Source organism: Streptomyces sp. NPDC002276 (assembly GCF_053891435.1).
In genome coordinates, this window is sequence record NZ_JBSFCQ010000007.1 from 211774 (window position 1) to 227780 (window position 16007).

Sequence of the window (16007 nt, forward strand, 5' to 3'; positions counted from 1 at the left end):
GAGCCAGATGAGCCAGGCGGCACAGAACCTCAACTGGTTGATAACCAACTTCGTGGACAACACCCCGGGTGTGTCCCACACCGTCGTCGTATCCGCCGACGGACTCCTTCTGGCCATGTCGGAAGGCTTCCCGCGCGACCGCGCCGATCAACTCGCGGCCGTGGCCTCCGGGTTGACCTCGCTGACGGCCGGGGCCTCCCGGATCTTCGAGGGCGGCGACGTGGCACAGACCGTCGTGGAGATGGAGCGAGGGTTCCTCTTCCTCATGTCCGTCTCGGACGGCTCGTCGCTGGCGGTGCTCGCGCATCCGGAATGCGACATCGGCCTCGTCGGCTACGAGATGGCACTGCTCGTCGACCGTGCAGGGGCGGTCCTCACACCGGACCTGCGCGCCGAACTCCAGGGCAGTCTGCTTCACTGACCGGCCCCGGCACCACCCGTCTCACCAAATCACCGTCCGGCCGCCACAATCCCCCCACCGGCCCTGTCAGACGGCTAGCCCGACCGACTTGCTGTCCCGCCCGGAGGATTCATGACCCCGCCCACCGCCTCTCATGATCCGTACGCCGAGCCGTACGGGGACGAGGGCGACCAGCCGCTGGTACGTCCGTACGCGATGACCGGCGGCCGGACCCGGCCGCGTTATCAGCTCGCCATCGAGGCACTGATCAGCACCACGGCCGACCCGGCAGCGCTGATGGGACTGCTCCCTGAGCACCAGCGCATCTGCCACCTGTGCCGTGAGGTCAAGTCGGTCGCGGAGGTGTCGGCACTCCTCGCCATGCCCCTCGGTGTGGCGAGGATCCTCGTCGCGGACCTCGCCGAGGCCGGACTGGTGGCCATCCACCAGCCGGGCGGCGACGAGAACAACGGCGGCGCACCGGACGTGACGCTGCTCGAAAGGGTGCTCAGTGGACTTCGCAAGCTCTGACGGAGGGCGGGCGACCACCTCCGCGAAGATCGTGGTGGCGGGTGGCTTCGGCGTCGGCAAGACCACGTTCGTGGGTGCCGTCTCCGAGATCAACCCGCTGCGCACGGAGGCCGTCATGACGTCCGCCTCGGCGGGCATCGACGACCTCACCCACACCGGGGACAAGACCACCACCACGGTGGCCATGGACTTCGGCCGTATCACCCTGGACCAGGACCTGATCCTGTACCTCTTCGGTACGCCGGGTCAGGACCGTTTCTGGTTCATGTGGGACGACCTGGTGCGCGGCGCGATCGGCGCCGTCGTCCTGGTCGACACCCGCCGTCTCGCCGACTGCTTCCCGGCGGTCGACTACTTCGAGAACAGCGGGCTGCCTTTTGTCATAGCCCTCAACGGTTTCGACGGCCACCAGCCGTACAACCCGGAGGAGGTGCGCGAGGCCCTTCAGATCGGGCCGGACGCGCCGATCATCACGACCGACGCCCGGCACCGTTCGGACGCCAAGAGTGCGCTGATCACGCTGGTCGAGCACGCGTTGATGGCCCGGCTCCGGTAGCTGTCGGCGGGCCTCGACATGCGGTTCACAAGTCGGCAGCGCCATACGGCAGTTGTCGTAGACACCCCGGAGCCGGCTGTGGCCTTTGACACGGTCGGCCCCGGTGTTCATAACGTTTCGGCAGAGGTATTGGGTGGTATCGCAACGCGTCGCGGTCACCCGGTGCCACTGCGCTAACAAAGCCCCGTCTTTTGGCGGGGCTCGCTCTTTATGACCGTTTTATGTGGGGCTTACATCACTCGGAATCCGCCGTTCCGACTGTTTGGAATCGCGCAGGCTGACGTGCTGGAATGCCTGAACTGCCCAATAGTCAACGACGTACTCATAGTCAGCGCTCGTTGACGGGCCTGAGACACTGCGGCACGAGGATAGGTGCCGACCGCCGGAAGGTTGTTGGTCGAGTGAGGCGAAGCAAGAACGGTCCCGAGCCGTCGGCCCGGGGCAACTTCACCCCGCCGCCGCGCGGAGCGGCGCCCGCCCCTGTGCCAGGCTCGGAGCCTTCGGCACCACCCCCTCCCAGCGGGGGCCGTTTCTCGCCCCGCAACTGGCGGGTGCCGACCCGGCTGAACGCGATCCTGCTCATACCCGTGGGCGTCGGCCTCATCATGGGCGGCTTCCAGGTCAAGAGTTCGATCGACACCTGGCAGAACGCCGAGGACGCGGAGAAGACCGCCCGCGTGGTGCAGGCCGCGCTGACCTACAGCAACGCGGTCACCAACGAGCGTGACGTCACCGCCGCTCCGCTGCTGGAGGGCAAGGGCCAGAAGAACGCGACCGTCGTCGCGGCCCGCAAGGCCACCGACGACGCGGCCGACGCCTTCGACAAGGCCGTGCAGAACATGCCGGACTCCCCCGGCCTGGAGCGCCGCCTCAGCCGCTTCCGCAAGGTGGAGCCGTCGCTTCAGACGGTCCGGGCCAACGCGTACACCTCCAAGAACAAGGGCGTCCAGACCGAGGAGAGCTACGTCAACCTGGAGCACCCGCTCCTGGAGTTCTCCAACGAACTGGGCCTCGGCACCGGCAACATCACCAGCTACGGCCGCTCGGTCTACGCCATCGCGCTGGCCAAGGGCGCGCTCTCCCTGGAGCGCTCCATCGGCACCCACCTGCTGATCAACCCCGGCCCCGACGCCAACAGCCTGGCCACCCAGCGCACCGCCCTCACCTCGTACGCCTACCTGGAGGGCATCGCCATCCAGGAGTACCAGGCCGGTGGTACGGACGCGGACATCGCGAAGCTGAACACCGCCCTGGCGAAGGTGCAGACCGACGGCGCGGCCATGGTCAAGCAGGCCGCCGCGCAGGCGAAGGCCGCCGGCAAGACGTATGTGCCGCCGCCGACCGACCCGGTCAAGACGGTCACGGCCATGTCGCAGCTGAACACCACCGACATCTCGGCGCGTGACGCCCTCGCCCAGCAGGGCATCACCGCGCAGAACTGGTGGGCGGGCACGACCCTCAAGTACGAGGCGTACCGCAAGATCGAGGAGGACAAGGCCGACATCGCGGTGAGCGAGGCCTCCGACATCGCGAACAACGCCAAGCGTGACGCCATCATCACCGGTGCCGCGGTCGTCGTCGCCCTGCTCCTCGCCTTCATCCTCGCCGGCGCGGTCGCCCGCCAGATGAGCCGCGCGATGCGCCAGCTGCGCAACGCGGCCTTCGGCATCGCCGAGCAGCGCCTGCCGATGCTGGTCGACCAGCTCTCCCGCACCGACCCAGGCCGCGTGGACACCCGGGTCCAGCCGATCCCCATCACCACCACGGACGAGATCGGCGAAGTCGCGAGAGCCTTCGACCAGGTCCACCGCGAGGCCGTACGACTCGCCGCCGAGCAGGCCCTCCTGCGGGGCAACATCAACGCGATCTTCACGAACCTCTCGCGCCGCAACCAGTCGCTGATCGAGGGCCAACTGACCCTGATCACCGACCTGGAGAACAACGAGGCCGACCCGGACCAGCTGGAGAACCTCTTCCGCCTGGACCACCTCGCGACCCGTATGCGCCGCAACGGCGAGAACCTCCTGGTCCTCGCCGGCGAGGAGCCCGGCCGCCGCTGGGACCAGCCGGTCCCGCTGGTCGACGTGCTGCGCGCCGCCTCCTCCGAGGTGGAGCAGTACGAGCGCATCGAGCTGTCGGGTGTCCCGGAGGCCGAGATCCACGGCCGCGCGGTCACCGACCTCGTGCACCTGCTCGCCGAGCTGCTGGAGAACGCCACCACGTTCTCCTCCCCGCAGACCAAGGTCCGCGTCACCGCGACCCGTCTTCCCGACGGCCGCGTGATGATCGAGATCCACGACAAGGGCATCGGCCTCACCGCCGAGGACTTCGCGGACATCAACCACAAGCTGGCCAACCCGCCGACCGTGGACGTCGCGATCTCCCAGCGCATGGGCCTGTTCGTGGTCGGCCGCCTCTCCGACCGGCACGGCATCCGCGTCCAGCTCCGCCCCTCGGGCGAGCAGGCCGGCACCACCTCGCTGGTCATGCTGCCCGACGCGATCACCCACGGTGGCGGTGGCGAACAGCAGCTCCAGCGCGACGAGTTCACCGTCTCGCAGATCATGCCGGAGCAGCCGCAGTACCCGGGCGAGGACTTCAACCAGACCCCGATCCGCACGGCGGCCGAGCTGGGCTTCGACGACACCCGCTACCCCGAGGTGCCGGACGACATCCGCGAGCTGGACCCGGTCGGCCGTTCGCTGATGCGCGAGGAGCGCCGGGCGGCCCTGGAGTCCCAGAAGCCGGGCCAGGAGGCCCTTGAGCCGGGCGCCTACCCGGAGTTCGGCGAGTTCGAGGAACCGCAGCAGCAGCCGTACGCCGAGAACGGCCAGCAGGCGTACCAGGAGCAGCCGACGGCGTACAACGGGCAGCCGACGTACGAGGAGCAGCAGCAGACGTCGTACGACGAGCCGCTTCAGCCCGCGTACGACGAGCAGTACTTCGCGCCGAACGGCAACGGGACGCAGAACGACACCTTCGCCGACTCCTTCGCGGCCAACGGCGGTTACCCGGAGCCCGGGTACGCCGAGCCGGTGCGGGAGGAGCACGCGTCGGCGCACTCGGTGGCCCCGGAGACGTATCCGGGCTTCGAAGAGCCGTCCTATCAGGACGACTGGCCGCAGCAGGACGGTTACCGCAACGGTTACCCGGACCAGTACGCTCCGGATCCGGAACCTTCGCAGGCCGCTGACGTGAGTGAGCGGGATCACGTAGGCTTCGACCGTCCGGGACCGGCCCCCTCGGCTGTCCACGCGCTGACCGACGCCGGGCTGCCGCGCCGCGGTTCGGCCGCGAAAGGCACCAACGGTTCGCAGCCCGCGCGCCAGGAGTCGTCGGCCTCCGCCCCGGAGAGCAGCACCAACATCTTCGGTACGGCGAACGGCACCGCGAACGGCAGCGCCAACGGCACCACCGGCACCGTGGACTGGCAGTCGGCGAACGACGCGCGCTGGCAGCAGGCCTCGGCGCTGAAGAAGCCGAAGGCCGGCGGGGTCACCTCCTCCGGTCTGCCGAGGCGGGTGCCCAAGGCCAACCTGGTCGAGGGCACCGCCGAGAGCACCCCTCAGGGCGGCCCCCAGGTCTCCCGCGCTCCCGAGGACATCCGGGGCAGGCTCAGCAACCTGCGCCGTGGCGTCCAGCGGGGTCGCAGTGCGGGAAGTGAAACGAACGGTCAGGGTTTCGGCTCTGACAGCACCTACAACCAGGAGCGTTAGTGTGAGCCCGATGAGCCAGGCGGCGCAGAACCTGAACTGGTTGATCACCAACTTCGTGGACAACACCCCCGGTGTCTCCCACACGGTGGTGGTCTCCGCCGACGGACTCCTTCTGGCGATGTCCGAAGGGTTCCCGCGTGACCGTGCCGATCAGTTGGCGGCCGTCGCGTCGGGTCTGACCTCACTGACCGCCGGTGCCTCGCGCATCTTCGAGGGCGGCAGCGTGAACCAGACGGTTGTGGAGATGGAGCGGGGATTCCTCTTCATCATGTCCGTGTCCGATGGTTCCTCGCTCGCGGTTCTCGCACACCCCGAGGCGGACATCGGCCTCATCGGGTACGAGATGGCCCTTCTGGTGGACCGTGCCGGTACGGTCCTGACCCCGGACCTTCGAGCAGAGCTCCAGGGGAGCCTTCTCAACTAACAAGCGGACGGTGCGTTTTGGCGTCCCGAGGCCATAAGGTTTCGGGACGCGGCTCCACATTGATGGGTGCCCGGCACAGTCGGAGGAGGAGAAAGTGGCAACACCCCCAGGCGGTTCGTCTTCGGGCAACTGGTCGTACGGCCCCGGCCAGGGGCAGGGCGACGGTTCCGGGAACCGGTACAACTTCCCCTCCTCGCCTTCCCCGCGTCACCCTCAGTACCCGCAGGGCCCCGGTCCGTCACCGTACGACCAGCCGCCGGCGCCGCGCATCCAGCCCGTGCAGCCGCACCGGCGCTCCCCCGAGGCCGCGCCCGCGGGTTCGTCGAGCAATCCCCTGGTGCGTCCGTACGCCATGACCGGCGGCCGGACCCGCCCCCGCTACCAGCTCGCCATCGAGGCGCTGGTGCACACCACCGCGCAGCCGCACCAGATGCAGGGCCAGTTGCCCGAGCATCAGCGGATCTGCAACCTCTGCCGGGAGATCAAGTCGGTGGCCGAGATCTCGGCCCTCCTGACGATCCCTCTCGGTGTGGCCAGGATCCTCGTCGCCGACTTGGCGGAGGCGGGCCTGGTCGCCATTCATCAGCCCGGCGGCGACGAGAACGCCGGCGGCCAGCCAGACGTGACACTGCTCGAAAGGGTGCTCAGTGGACTTCGCAAGCTCTAGCGGCGGTCCTTCCCGCTCCACCACCTCGGCGAAGATCGTGGTGGCGGGTGGCTTCGGCGTGGGCAAGACCACGTTCGTCGGGGCCGTCTCGGAGATCAACCCGCTGCGTACCGAGGCCGTCATGACGTCCGCTTCCGCGGGCATCGACGACCTCACCCACACCGGAGACAAGACGACCACCACGGTCGCCATGGACTTCGGACGCATCACCCTGGACCAGGACCTGATCCTGTACCTGTTCGGCACCCCCGGTCAGGACCGCTTCTGGTTCATGTGGGACGACCTGGTACGCGGCGCGATCGGCGCGATCGTCCTCGTGGACACTCGCCGTCTCGCCGACTGCTTCCCCGCGGTCGACTACTTCGAGAACTCGGGCCTCCCCTTCGTCATCGCCCTCAACGGCTTCGACGGCCAGCAGCCGTACAACCCCGACGAGGTCCGCGAGGCCCTCCAGATCGGCCCCGACACCCCGATCATCACGACGGACGCCCGGCACCGCGCCGACGCGAAGTCGGCCCTGATCACCCTGGTGGAGCACGCGCTGATGGCCCGCCTGCGGTAGCAGTTCCGCTGTATCCGGCTCGTTCGGCTTGCGGCCCCCGTTCCTCCTGTGGGAGGAACGGGGGCCGTAGGTCATATGCGGGAGGGGTACGGGGATGAGCGCGGAAGTCGCCGCACTACGTCTGGGCACGACCGTGGCGAACACGGCGGCGCAGATGTGGCTCGGAGGAAAACGGCGAGAGCAGGAGCGCCTGCTGCCGATGGAGGATCTCCTACGGCTACGGGTGCCGGGGTTACGTCAACAGCGCAGCGTCCGGCGGCAGTTCGAGGGAATGGCCGACGCGGTGGCCGAACGGATCGAACCGTTCCTGGCCCAGAAGTTCCGCGGCCTCGACGAGAACAGCCGCGAGGCCGCGCTCAACGGCGTGTGCGACACGCTCGCACACGCCGACCTGTCCGACGAGGCGATCCTCGCGGCCGACGCACAGCCGGCCGAACTGATCCGCCACATCAGGCGATCGGTGAGCCCACCGGTAGGCCTGAACGAACCGGAGACACAGCTCTACGACCTCCTCTTCAGCGAGTGCTGCGAGTACTACGTCAGCATCGTGCGGACGCTGCCGGTCTTCGAGGAACGGACCCTGGCCGAACTCCTGGCCCGCACCAGCTCGTTGAGCGACGGAGTCACCCGCGTCCTCGAACGCCTCCCGGACCGCTCCCTGTTCGCCCCGGACGGCACCGACCAGGACGGGGGGTTCCGCCGCTGGTACATGGAGCTGGTCAGCAACAGCCTCGACGAGGTGGAACTGTTCCGCCGCACGTCCGACCGCGCCGCCGCGCAGGTACGGCTGTCCGTGGCCTACGTCAGCCTGCGCGCCACCGGGGACGACGGCACCCGCCGCCGTACGGCCCGCGCGCTGCCGCCCCTGAGGCCGGATCTGAGCGGCTGGGAGGAGTTCGGGGCGGAGAGCTCCGGGATGCGGGTGGAGTCGGCGCTGGGGGGCGCCTCACGGGTGCTGCTGCGCGGGGAAGCGGGATCCGGCAAGACCACGCTGCTGCGCTGGCTGGCGATCACGGCGGCACGCGGCGCCTTCACCGCCGAACTGGCCGACTGGAACGGCCTGACGCCCGTCTTCGTCAAACTCCGCGAGTACAGCGGCCGTTCGCTCCCCAAGAAGCCCGAGGAGCTGCTGGACGGCGTAGCCGGGAACATCACCGGCATCATGCCCAGGGGCTGGGTGGAACGCCAACTCCATGACAACAAAGTCCTGTTGCTGGTGGACGGGGTCGACGAGCTCCTCGGCTCGGAACGCCGCTCGGTACGGGACTGGCTGCGCAAGCTGCTCGGGACATACGCCGGCATACGGGTCGTGGTGACCTCACGCCCGACCGCCGCCGGGGCGGACTGGCTGCGCCGGGAGGACTTCACCGCGCTCCACCTGGACCGGATGACACCGCCGGACCTGGCCGCGTTCGTACGGCAGTGGCACGAGGCGGTACGGGAGCTGGGTGATGAACTCCCTTGCGGGGTGGACGAGTTGCCGTGCTACGAACAGTCCCTGCTGAACAGCCTCAAGGACCGCGCGCATCTCCAGTCGTTGGCGGGGACGCCACTGCTGGCGGCGATGCTGTGCGCGATGCATCTGAACCGGGGCAGTCAACTCCCCCGGGATCGAATGGAGTTGTACCGCAACGCGCTGCACACGCTGGTCCACGACCGAGACGCAGACCGGGGCGTACCGAGCGCGCAGGACAGCAAGCTGAGTCTCAGCGACAAGTTGGTGGTGCTGCGGGATCTGGCGTGGCGGCTGTCGGACAACAACCGTAGTGAGATCGCCTTGGACCAGGCTGCGGTCCATGTCACGGCCAAGCTCACGGCGATGCGGCATCTGGAGGTGCAGGACGGCCACGGGGTCCTGGAGCAGCTACGGGACCGGTCCGGGATCCTCCGCTCCCCCGTCGAGGGGCGGCTCGACTTCGTCCACCGGACGTTTCAGGAGTACCTGGCGGCGAAGGAGGCCACGGAGGAGGATCGGATCGGCAATCTGGTCGGGCGGGCGCATCTGGACCTGTGGCGCGAGACGATCATCATGGCGGCGGGGCACGCCAACTCCCGCCAGCGGGAAGAGCTGTTGGACGGCATCCTCGACCGGGCGGAGGCGGAGCCTCGGCATGCGCGGGTGCTGCGGTTGCTCGCGGCTTCTTGTCAGGAGACGTTGCCGACGGTGCCGGAGGGGTTGGCGGGGCGGCTGGACGGGGCGATGTCAGCGCTGCTTCCGGCTCGTCGGCGCACGGACCCTCCGGCTCTGGCAGCTGTGGGGACGAGTCTGCTGCGACGGTTGCCACGCTCGCTGGGCGAGTTGACGGAGAAGGCCGCGATACAGACGGTGCGGACCGTGGCGATGGTCGGTGGTGAGGAGGCGCTGGCGTTGATGGTGGGGTATGCCGAAGACCGGCGTGCCTCAGTCGTCGCCGCAATCATCGAGGCCTGGGCGTACTTCGACGCGGACGCCTACGGCGAGCAGGTACTGGCCGGGTTGCCGTTGGGTGGACACCACGTACGTCTCACGCACTCCCAGCAGTGGCGCGCAGCGACTCAGTTGAAGTCCATCACACAGCTGTCGATTCACTACCCACTCCCGACGCTCGCTGTCGTGGACCAGCTCCCATCTGTGGCGGGCCTGTCGGTCTACGACCTCCGTGGCACCGGAGACCTCTCAGTGCTGCTGACGGCTCACCCACAGTTGGAGTTGCTCACAGTCCTTGGACAAGGAAAGCTGCATGGACTCGAATCCGTGGAGACCTTGGGGAACCTTTCCTACCTGGGGCTTGGTCACGGGGGCACGGTTGGCCTCGACAGTTTGCGTCTCGCGCCGGTCACATCATGGCTGAGCCTCAGCGAGCTGAACTGGACCAGCGAACTGACCGCTCTGAGTAACTTCCCCTACGTCAAATATCTTTCGGTGTCGACCGCGAGCACTTGTACGCCGCGTAGCCTGAGCAGCGTCTCCGCCATGCCCGGGCTCCATGCCCTCAACCTCAGAGGCCTGCACTTGCAGGAGTGGCTGACAGCGCGTGAACCTCTTCCGGCCGGATTGCGAACGCTCACGCTCACGCTGGAGGATTGCGTCGTGCCTGGAGACTCCCGTGCCTACCGCGACCTCAGGTCCCTCGGCTTGCTGCTCATCACATCTTGCCGGTCTCCCGACGGCGACCCCATCACTACCCTCGACCTTCCGATCGAATACCTCATCATCGACTGAACAGCAACGACCCCACCCTCCCGAAGAAGAGTGGGGCCGCAGCGAACGCGCCAAAAGCCTCAGTGCCAGCTGTGCGGCGCCCGGAACCCGCCCTCGCGCTCCAGCCGGCGCCAGCCGGCCTTGGGCAGGGGGCGGTGAGCCGGGGCTTCGGTGGGGGCGGCCGCCGCGCGGGCCAGCAGGATCGCCGTGATCGCGGCGACTTCCTCGGGCTCGGCGTGGCCCTTCTCGACACGAATGTCAGGGGTGCTCATAGGTCTCAGTCTCCGTGAGAGAGGTTTCCGCGGGGTTACTGCGGGGGGTTGCCGTGCTTGCGCGAGGGAAGGTCCGCGTGCTTGGTGTGCAGCATCGCGAGCGACTGGATGAGTACCTCGCGGGTCTCGGCCGGGTCGATGACGTCGTCGACGAGTCCGCGCTCGGCCGCGTAGTACGGGTGCATCAGCTCGGACTTGTACTCCTTGACCATGCGCGTCCGCATGGCCTCGGGGTCCTCGGCGTCGGCGATCTGGCGGCGGAAGATGACGTTGGCGGCACCTTCGGCGCCCATCACGGCGATCTCGTTGGTGGGCCAGGCGTAAGTGAGGTCCGCACCGATGGACTGGCTGTCCATGACGATGTAGGCGCCTCCGTACGCCTTGCGCAGGATGAGCGAAATCCTCGGCACGGTGGCGTTGCAGTACGCGTAGAGCAGCTTCGCTCCGTGCCTGATGATTCCGCCGTGTTCCTGGTCGACGCCGGGAAGGAATCCCGGGACGTCCAGAAACGTAACGATCGGAATGTTAAAAGCGTCACACATCTGGACAAAGCGCGCAGCTTTTTCGCTCGCTTCGATATCCAGGACGCCCGCGAGGGTCTGCGGCTGGTTGGCGACGATGCCGACGACCTGGCCGTCGAGGCGGGCCAGCGCGCAGATGATGTTGCGGGCCCAGCGCTCGTGGATCTCCAGGTAGTCGCCGTCGTCGACGATCTCCTCGATGACCTTGGCCATGTCGTACGGCCGGTTGCCGTCGGCCGGGACCAGGTCGAGCAGGATGTCCGAGCGGCGGTCGGCGGTGTCGGAGGACTCGGCGCGGGGCGGGTTCTCGCGGTTGTTCTGCGGGAGCATCGACAGGAGGTAGCGCACCTCGGCGAGGCAGGTCTCCTCGTCGTCGTAGGCGAAGTGGCAGACGCCGCTCGTCTCGGCGTGCACGTCGGCGCCGCCGAGGCCGTTCTGGGTGATCTCCTCGCCCGTCACCGCCTTCACGACGTCCGGGCCGGTGATGAACATCTGGGACGTCTCGCGGACCATGAACACGAAGTCCGTCAGGGCGGGCGAGTACGCCGCGCCGCCCGCGCACGGGCCGAGCATCACGCTGATCTGCGGGATGACCCCGCTCGCCTTGGTGTTGCGCTGGAAGATGCCGCCGTAACCGGCGAGGGCCGAGACGCCCTCCTGGATGCGGGCGCCCGCGCCGTCGTTCAGCGAGACCAGCGGCGCGCCGGCCGCGATGGCCATGTCCATGATCTTGTGGATCTTCGTGGCGTGGGCCTCGCCCAGCGCGCCGCCGAAGATCCGGAAGTCGTGCGCGTAGACGAAGACCGTGCGGCCCTCGACCGTGCCCCAGCCGGTGATGACACCGTCGGTGTAGGGCTTCTTGGCCTCCAGGCCGAAGCCGACGGCGCGGTGCCTGCGCAGCTGCTCGACCTCGCGGAAGGACCCGGGGTCGAGGAGCAGGTCGATGCGCTCCCGGCCGGTCAGCTTCCCCTTGGCGTGCTGCGCCTCGGTCGCCTTCTCGCTCGGGCCGGCCAGTGCCAGGGCTCGGATCTCGCGCAGTTCGGCCACTCGCCCGCGCGCGTCCGTCGGCTCACCCGGCGCCTCATCCAAAACGGTCATGTACCGACCCTACGAAGCACACCAAGGATTGTGCGCCGTCGACTCTGCACAGTCTCCGGCCCGTTTTCCTGGTACCACCGAACAGAACCTCACCGGCATGCAGCCGTTCCGACTGCTCAGGGGGCGTGCCGGTTGTAGGAGTCACACAAAGGCGTCAGCTGAGAGCCACCTCACATTCACATGGGGAGGATGCCATCCCCAGAGTGATTCCCGGAGTGGTTCCCAGAGTGGTTCCCGAAGCGATTCCCCGAGGGCCCCGGGCGCGATTCTCGCGTTGCCGACCCCACCGGGAGGGCGTACTCGTAGTAGTTGATGCAACACCCTGCGGATGATGTTGAAAATTGAATGGAATAGGTCTACGGTCCTTCGTGTTGGCATCGTTGAACATTCAACAGCTTCATCCCCGCACACCCCCGTCCCCCCTTAGGAGCACGTCATGGGCATCTTCGGCCGCAAGAGCGACGAAACCGAAACCACCTCGGCCCCCGCCGCCGTCAACCCCGACCTGGCCGCGCTGACCGGTGACTACAGCATCGACCCGTCGCACACCACGCTCGGCTTCACCGCCCGCCACGCGATGGTCACCAACGTCAAGGGCAAGTTCCTCGACTTCACGGGCACGCTGCACCTGGACGGTTCCGACCCGGCCAAGTCCACCGCGTCCCTGGACGTGAAGATGGAGAGCATCGAGACGGGCTCCCCGGACCGTGACGGTCACCTCAAGAGCGCGGACTTCTTCAAGACGGAGGAGTTCCCCACGATGACCTTCCGTTCCACCTCCGCGGAGTCCCTCGGCGGCGACGACTACCGCATCACCGGTGACCTGGAGATCCTCGGCACCACCAAGCCGATCACCATCGACCTGGAGTTCAACGGCGCCGCGAAGGACCCGTTCGGCAACGAGCGCGTCGGCTTCGAGGGCAAGGCCGAGATCCTGCGCTCCGAGTTCGGCCTCACCTGGAACGCGTCGCTGGAGACCGGTGGCGTCCTCGTCTCCGACAAGATCAAGCTGAACTTCGACATCTCGGCGATCAAGAGCGCCTGACGTCACTCCCCCCTTCACCCCGTCGACGATGCCCGTCGGCGGGGTTGATGTGTTCCGGGGGTGTGTCCGAAGGTGCGCCGGAAGACGTCGATGAAGGCACTCGCGGACGACCAGCCGCACTGATGGGCGACGGTGGTGACCGGGGTGTCCTCGGCGAGCAGCACCAGGGCGCGGTACAGGCGGAGTTGGGTGCGCCACTGCGGAAAGCTCATGCCGAGGTCGGACTTGAAGAGCCGGGACAGCGTACGGTCGCTCGCCCCGACCTCCCTGCCGAGCGCGGCCAGAGTGCGGTCGTCGGCCGGGTTCGCGCGCAGGATCTCGCAGACTGCCCGCAGGAGAGGGGCAGTTGGGGTGGGCAGGTGCAGGGGCTGCTGGGGCGAGGCCTTCAACTGGTCGAGCAACACGGCTCGTAGGCGGGCGCGTTCGGGACTGCCGTCGTCGGGAGTCTGGGTGTAGGCGAGGATCAACTCCCGTAGCAGGGGCCCGACTTCGAGCACCGTCGGCTGGTCGAGCCCCAGCGGGTTGTCGCTCGCGGGCAGGCCGACCGTCCGCAGTTCGAGTTCGCCGTGGGCCTGGTGGGCGTGCACGGTGCCGGCCGGTACCCAGATGGCGCGGGTGCCCGGCGCGATCCACGAACCCGCGCCGGTCGTCACGGCCAGCACGCCTCGCCCCGCGTAGACGATCTGGTGGTCGTCGTGGCGGTGGGCGTCGATGGCGGCGCCGGGGGCCAGCCACAGGGTGCGGGTCGGCGCCACCGGCTCATGGCGGATTTCTGTCATTGCCTGGCAGTTTATCGGAAGCGCGACAGACCGCCCGGCCATGAGCATGGCGACATGTCGAGCATCAACGCATCCCGGAACAAGGCGATCACGCTGCTGGCGGTCGGCCACGCCTGCGTGGACATCTACCAGGGCGCGGTCGCCGCGCTCATCCCCTTCTTCGTCGCCGAGCGCGCCTACAGCTATGCCGCGGTGTCGGGCATCGTGCTCGCCGCGTCCCTGCTCTCCTCGGTGGCGCAGCCGGTGTTCGGTCTGCTGACCGACCGCTGGGCGATGCCGTGGATCCTGCCGCTGAGCACGGTCCTCGGCGGACTCGGTATCGCGCTGAGCGGCCTGACCGGCTCCTACGCCCTCACCCTGGTGTTCGTGGCCGTGTCCGGTGTCGGGGTCGCCGCCTACCACCCGGAGTCCGCCAGGGTCGCGCGCCTCGTCAGCGCGGGCAGCCACAGCGCGATGGGCTGGTTCTCGGTCGGCGGCAACCTCGGTTTCGCCGCCGCGCCGCTCATGGTCAGCGGCGTGATCGCCACGGGCGGTCTGCGCCTGTCACCGCTGCTCGTGCTCCCCGCCCTCGCCGGCAGCGCGCTGTGCCTGCCGGTGCTGCGCGCGCTGGGGCGGCCGGAGACCGCCGCCGCCCACGGCACGCTCGCGCCGGGCACCGACGACAAGGCGTCGTTCGTACGCCTCTCGCTCTCCGTGGTCCTCCGCTCCATCGAGTTCATCGGCCTGAGCACCTTCATCTCGCTCTACGCCCAGCAGCGCATGGGAGGCGGTACGGCGTCCGGCACGGTGGCGCTGTTCGTCCTGTATCTCGGGGGCGCCCTGGGCTCCGTGGTGGGCGGCAACCTCGCGGGCCGCTGGGACCGGGTTACGGTCGCCCGCTGGTCGTACGTGCTGACGATCCCCGCGATCGCGGGCACGGTGTTCGTCCCCGGCCCGGCGTTCTACGTCTTCGTGGCGCTGGCGTCGCTCGCCCTGTACGTCCCCTTCTCCCTGCATGTCACCCTCGGCCAGGACTACTTGCCCACCCGCGTCGGCACGGCCAGCGGCATCACGCTCGGCCTGACCGTCAGCATCGGCGGCATGGTCACTCCGCTGATCGGGGCGATCGCCGACGCGACGTCCCTGCGGACGGCACTGGCACCGCTGATCGTGCTGCCCGCGCTGAGCTGGCTGCTGTTCCGGGGGCTGCCCGAACCGACCGCGCCGGGCAACGGCCTCTCCCCGGCCGAGCCCGTCGGGCCTACTTCCCTGCCGTACCGGGCTTCCCGCTGATGGACTCGCGATAGATGTCCCCGTAGGTGCGCTGGTCCTTGATCAGGTCGTCGGCGAAGGCGGCGACGTCGGTGCCGATGAGTTCCAGGACTCCCTTGCCGTCCGCGGCGCCCTCCTCGAAGAATTCGACGATTCCCGGGAGCAGGGTCAGGTCGGGCAACTCGACCGGCCCGACCTTGAAGTAGTACTTCTGCATTTCCTTGTAGACGACCTGGTAGTCCGGCGGGAGCGCTTTGACCCGCGCCATGTGTGCCCGCCAGTGCTTCTTGCCCTCGATGATGTCCTGAATGCTCACGTCAGCCTCCCAGCCGGGCCAATTTCCTGGCGACGTTCCGGTTCAACTGCTCGCGCCACCGGTCGCGATAACTCCGGGTTCCTTTTCCGCCGGCCAGCGCCGCGCAGAAGCCCGCGATGTCGTCGCCCAGTACGTCGTGAATGCTCTGGCCGTCCGCCGCGGTCTCTTCGAGCAGCCCCAGGGCGCTGTCGAGGATCGGCATCAGGTCGCGGCCCGTGAAACCGGAGTACGGGGAGAGGTGGACCTTGATCTCCTCCCACGCCGCCCGGTAGTCGTCCGGCAATGCCTCGGCCCGGGCTTCGAAGCCCTTCCATTCCCGGGTGAGGTCGCTGCCGGTGATGGTCTGCCAGTAGTTCATCTCCCGCCCTCCTTCAGCTTGTTGATGCGCGCGGAGAGGTAGTCCCATTTCGCCCAGAATCGCGTGAGCTCTTTACGTCCCGCCGCGTTGAGCGCGTAGAACTTGCGCGGCGGACCCACTCCGGACGGTCGCTTCGTCACCTCGACGAGCCCGTTCTTTTCGAGTCGCAGCAGGATCGTGTAGACCGTGCCCTCGATGACATCGGCGAAGCCGAGTTCATTCAGCCGGCGCGTGATGGCGTACCCGTAGGTCTCCTCGCCGCCGATGATTTCGAGCACGCAGCCCTCAAGGGTGCCCTTCAGCATCTCCGTCAGGTCGTCCATCGCCGGC

Annotated in this window: 16 protein-coding genes; 10 read left to right on the forward strand and 6 right to left on the reverse strand. The window is 68.2% G+C overall.

The features are described from left to right. The first annotated feature begins 7 nt into the window (after nt 1-7). From ACWIHT_RS20040 to ACWIHT_RS20075, 8 genes are all read left to right on the forward strand, one after another. Nucleotides 8-421 (forward strand): roadblock/LC7 domain-containing protein, encoded by a 414-nt coding sequence (locus ACWIHT_RS20040; RefSeq protein ID WP_005479910.1) that lies wholly within the window; start codon nt 8-10, stop codon nt 419-421. Nucleotides 422-532: 111 nt separating this feature from the next. Continuing rightward, nucleotides 533-931, forward strand: coding sequence for a DUF742 domain-containing protein (locus ACWIHT_RS20045; protein WP_019058642.1), 399 nt, complete (start codon nt 533-535; stop codon nt 929-931). Beyond that, nucleotides 912-1487, forward strand: coding sequence for a GTP-binding protein (locus tag ACWIHT_RS20050; protein ID WP_006375318.1), 576 nt, complete (start codon nt 912-914; stop codon nt 1485-1487). Before ACWIHT_RS20045 ends, ACWIHT_RS20050 begins: the two co-directional genes overlap by 20 nt. Before the next feature lie 401 nt (nt 1488-1888). Beyond that, nucleotides 1889-5203 carry a nitrate- and nitrite sensing domain-containing protein gene (locus tag ACWIHT_RS20055; RefSeq protein ID WP_456169456.1) on the forward strand — a complete coding sequence of 1105 codons (3315 nt, stop codon included), beginning with the start codon at nt 1889-1891 and terminating at the stop codon, nt 5201-5203. Between the two features lie 10 nt (nt 5204-5213). After that, nucleotides 5214-5627: a roadblock/LC7 domain-containing protein gene (locus tag ACWIHT_RS20060; RefSeq protein WP_005479603.1), complete on the forward strand. Its 414-nt coding sequence runs from the start codon at nt 5214-5216 to the stop codon at nt 5625-5627. Nucleotides 5628-5721: 94 nt separating this feature from the next. After that, nucleotides 5722-6294 carry a DUF742 domain-containing protein gene (locus ACWIHT_RS20065; RefSeq protein WP_200686380.1) on the forward strand — a complete coding sequence of 191 codons (573 nt, stop codon included), beginning with the start codon at nt 5722-5724 and terminating at the stop codon, nt 6292-6294. Then, complete coding sequence (locus ACWIHT_RS20070; RefSeq protein WP_009314218.1) at nt 6275-6856, forward strand: GTP-binding protein; 582 nt, start codon at nt 6275-6277, stop codon at nt 6854-6856. The genes ACWIHT_RS20065 and ACWIHT_RS20070 overlap by 20 nt, the downstream gene beginning before the upstream one ends. Before the next feature lie 94 nt (nt 6857-6950). Further along, nucleotides 6951-10058, forward strand: a complete 3108-nt coding sequence (locus tag ACWIHT_RS20075; protein WP_456169457.1) for an NACHT domain-containing protein — start codon at nt 6951-6953, stop codon at nt 10056-10058. A 59-nt stretch (nt 10059-10117) separates the two neighbouring features. Here ACWIHT_RS20075 and ACWIHT_RS20080 read toward each other — a convergent pair whose 3' ends face one another. Further along, nucleotides 10118-10309 carry an acyl-CoA carboxylase subunit epsilon gene (locus tag ACWIHT_RS20080; protein ID WP_456169458.1) on the reverse strand — a complete coding sequence of 64 codons (192 nt, stop codon included), beginning with the start codon at nt 10307-10309 and terminating at the stop codon, nt 10118-10120. A 35-nt stretch (nt 10310-10344) separates the two neighbouring features. After that, nucleotides 10345-11928 carry an acyl-CoA carboxylase subunit beta gene (locus ACWIHT_RS20085; RefSeq protein ID WP_456169459.1) on the reverse strand — a complete coding sequence of 528 codons (1584 nt, stop codon included), beginning with the start codon at nt 11926-11928 and terminating at the stop codon, nt 10345-10347. Nucleotides 11929-12364: 436 nt separating this feature from the next. Between ACWIHT_RS20085 and ACWIHT_RS20090 the strand changes: the two genes are divergently transcribed. Next, nucleotides 12365-12973, forward strand: a complete 609-nt coding sequence (locus tag ACWIHT_RS20090) for a YceI family protein (protein ID WP_456169460.1) — start codon at nt 12365-12367, stop codon at nt 12971-12973. Nucleotides 12974-12987: 14 nt separating this feature from the next. Here ACWIHT_RS20090 and ACWIHT_RS20095 read toward each other — a convergent pair whose 3' ends face one another. Beyond that, entirely contained in the window at nt 12988-13752 is a 765-nt protein-coding gene (locus ACWIHT_RS20095; RefSeq protein WP_456169461.1) for an AraC family transcriptional regulator, read from the reverse strand. A 54-nt stretch (nt 13753-13806) separates the two neighbouring features. Here ACWIHT_RS20095 and ACWIHT_RS20100 point away from each other — a divergent pair, with 54 nt between their 5' ends. Next, nucleotides 13807-15024 (forward strand): MFS transporter, encoded by a 1218-nt coding sequence (locus tag ACWIHT_RS20100; protein WP_456169462.1) that lies wholly within the window; start codon nt 13807-13809, stop codon nt 15022-15024. On the opposite strand, the gene ACWIHT_RS20105 is transcribed toward ACWIHT_RS20100, so the two are convergent. The 3 genes from ACWIHT_RS20105 to ACWIHT_RS20115 are packed head-to-tail and all read right to left on the reverse strand — an operon-like array spanning nt 14993 to nt 16000. After that, nucleotides 14993-15319, reverse strand: coding sequence for a DUF1048 domain-containing protein (locus ACWIHT_RS20105; protein ID WP_456169463.1), 327 nt, complete (start codon nt 15317-15319; stop codon nt 14993-14995). The genes ACWIHT_RS20100 and ACWIHT_RS20105 overlap by 32 nt on opposite strands. A 1-nt stretch (nt 15320) precedes the next feature. Further along, nucleotides 15321-15677: a DUF1048 domain-containing protein gene (locus ACWIHT_RS20110; RefSeq protein WP_456169464.1), complete on the reverse strand. Its 357-nt coding sequence runs from the start codon at nt 15675-15677 to the stop codon at nt 15321-15323. After that, nucleotides 15674-16000: a PadR family transcriptional regulator gene (locus tag ACWIHT_RS20115; RefSeq protein WP_456169465.1), complete on the reverse strand. Its 327-nt coding sequence runs from the start codon at nt 15998-16000 to the stop codon at nt 15674-15676. The genes ACWIHT_RS20110 and ACWIHT_RS20115 overlap by 4 nt, the downstream gene beginning before the upstream one ends. Nucleotides 16001-16007: the final 7 nt, after the last annotated feature.

Coding starts and splice junctions, on each gene's coding strand:
- ACWIHT_RS20040 (WP_005479910.1), top strand. CDS start 8: ATGAGCCAGGCGGCACAGAACCTCAACTGGTTGATAACCAACTTCGTG.
- ACWIHT_RS20045 (WP_019058642.1), top strand. CDS start 533: ATGACCCCGCCCACCGCCTCTCATGATCCGTACGCCGAGCCGTACGGG.
- ACWIHT_RS20060 (WP_005479603.1), top strand. CDS start 5,214: ATGAGCCAGGCGGCGCAGAACCTGAACTGGTTGATCACCAACTTCGTG.
- ACWIHT_RS20075 (WP_456169457.1), top strand. CDS start 6,951: ATGAGCGCGGAAGTCGCCGCACTACGTCTGGGCACGACCGTGGCGAAC.
- ACWIHT_RS20080 (WP_456169458.1), bottom strand. CDS start 10,309: ATGAGCACCCCTGACATTCGTGTCGAGAAGGGCCACGCCGAGCCCGAG.
- ACWIHT_RS20085 (WP_456169459.1), bottom strand. CDS start 11,928: ATGACCGTTTTGGATGAGGCGCCGGGTGAGCCGACGGACGCGCGCGGG.
- ACWIHT_RS20090 (WP_456169460.1), top strand. CDS start 12,365: ATGGGCATCTTCGGCCGCAAGAGCGACGAAACCGAAACCACCTCGGCC.
- ACWIHT_RS20095 (WP_456169461.1), bottom strand. CDS start 13,752: ATGACAGAAATCCGCCATGAGCCGGTGGCGCCGACCCGCACCCTGTGG.
- ACWIHT_RS20100 (WP_456169462.1), top strand. CDS start 13,807: ATGTCGAGCATCAACGCATCCCGGAACAAGGCGATCACGCTGCTGGCG.
- ACWIHT_RS20110 (WP_456169464.1), bottom strand. CDS start 15,677: ATGAACTACTGGCAGACCATCACCGGCAGCGACCTCACCCGGGAATGG.
- ACWIHT_RS20115 (WP_456169465.1), bottom strand. CDS start 16,000: ATGGACGACCTGACGGAGATGCTGAAGGGCACCCTTGAGGGCTGCGTG.